A 1527-nucleotide genomic window follows, 5' to 3' on the forward strand; every position below is an offset into this window, starting at 1 on the left:
TCAGCGCACCAGCAGCGCACCCGAGGTGCGGTTGCTGGTGGGGTCGACGACGATCAGCGCGCCGGCCACGCGGTTCTGGGCATAGGCCGCCAGGGGCAGCGGGGCCTGCAGCTCGACCACGACGTGGCCGATCTCGTTCACGGCCAGCTCGTGGGCCTCGGTCTCGGCCAGGGTGTGGATGTCCAGGCGGTGCTCGATGGCGCTGATGCGGGCCTGCACCCAGCGGTTGCCGTGGCGCACCCAGTACTTGCGGCCGAGCTGCGCGGCCTCGGTGTCCAGCCAAGCCAGGGTGGCTTCGAACTGCTGGCGCGGGGCGGCGCTGCCGGGAGCGACGATCCAGTCACCACGGCTCACGTCCACCTGGCGGTCGAACACCAGGCCGGCGGATTCTCCGGCCACGGCATGGGCCACGGTCTCGCCCGCACGGCGGACCTCGGCAATCACGGCCTTGACGCCGCTGGGCAGCACCTCGACCTCATCGCCCGCCTTCACCTGGCCCTGCGCGATGCGGCCCCAGAAGGTGCGCGGCTGGTAGCCCGTGCCTTCGCCTTCCTTGCTCACGTACTGCACCGGCTGCTGCAGCGGGCCCTCGACGGTCTCTTGCGCCGTGGGCAGGCTTTCCAGCACCTGCAGCAGCGAGGGGCCGGTGTACCAGGGGGCGTCCAGCGGCTGGGTGACGTTGTCGCCGTTCAGGGCCGAGACGGGCACGATGGCCGTCACGGTGATGCCGGCTTCCTCGGCGAAGCGGCGCAGGGCGGCACTGACCTTGGCGAAGCCTTCGCCCGCGGCGTCGGCAGCCAGGGCGTCGATCTTGTTGACGGCGAACACGATGCTGGGCACGCGCAGCAGGTGGGCCAGCAGGCTGTGGCGGCGGGTCTGCGGCAGCAGGGGCACCTCGGCCTGGGCCAGGTCCAGCTTGGTGATGTCCACCAGCACCACGGCGGCGTCGCTGCCGGCGGCGGCGGTGACCATATTGCGGGTGTACTGCTCGTGGCCCGGGGCGTCGGCAATGATGAACTTGCGCGCCTTGGTGGCGAAGTAGCGGTAGGCCACGTCGATGGTGATGCCCTGCTCGCGCTCGGCCTCCAGGCCGTCGGTCAGCAGGGAGAGGTCGATGGGCTGGCCGGCGGCGCGGCGCGCCAGGGTGTCCAGCTGGTCGGCGAGGATGGCGCGGCTGTCAAACAGCAGGCGGCCGATCAGGGTGCTCTTGCCGTCGTCCACGCTGCCCGCGGTCAGGAAGCGCAGGGCGCGGTGCTGGGTGTCCACGTCCTGCTGGTGGACCGTCTCGAAGTGGGGAACTGCACTCATGGCTTGCTCAATCTGTAGTCGTCGAGTGAGGCCCGGGGTCAGGTCTTGCCTGAGCGGCGGGCTCGTCGCAGCGCGGGGCGCCGCGGGGTGGCGTCAGAAGTAGCCCTCTTTCTTTCGGCGCTCCATGGAGGCGTCCGAGGTTCTGTCGTCCATTCGCGTGGCGCCACGCTCGCTGACCGTCACCGTCAGGGTCTCGGCCACGATGTCGGCAGCGCTGGC

At 70.8% G+C, this 1527-nt stretch carries 1 protein-coding gene and 1 pseudogene; both read right to left on the reverse strand.

The window, feature by feature from the left end; translation table 11 throughout:
* On the reverse strand, positions 1-1308 hold the full coding sequence (locus ACS5PK_RS22595) for a sulfate adenylyltransferase subunit 1 (RefSeq protein ID WP_439442514.1): 1308 nt from the start codon (positions 1306-1308) through the stop codon (positions 1-3).
* A 93-nt stretch (positions 1309-1401) separates the two neighbouring features.
* Positions 1402-1527: pseudogene (locus ACS5PK_RS22600) on the reverse strand (sulfate adenylyltransferase subunit CysD); the annotation flags it as partial.

It is taken from the genome of Roseateles sp. DB2 (genome assembly GCF_051857535.1).
Taxonomy (GTDB): domain Bacteria; phylum Pseudomonadota; class Gammaproteobacteria; order Burkholderiales; family Burkholderiaceae_C; genus Roseateles_B.

Coding starts and splice junctions, on each gene's coding strand:
- ACS5PK_RS22595 (WP_439442514.1), bottom strand. CDS start 1,308: ATGAGTGCAGTTCCCCACTTCGAGACGGTCCACCAGCAGGACGTGGAC.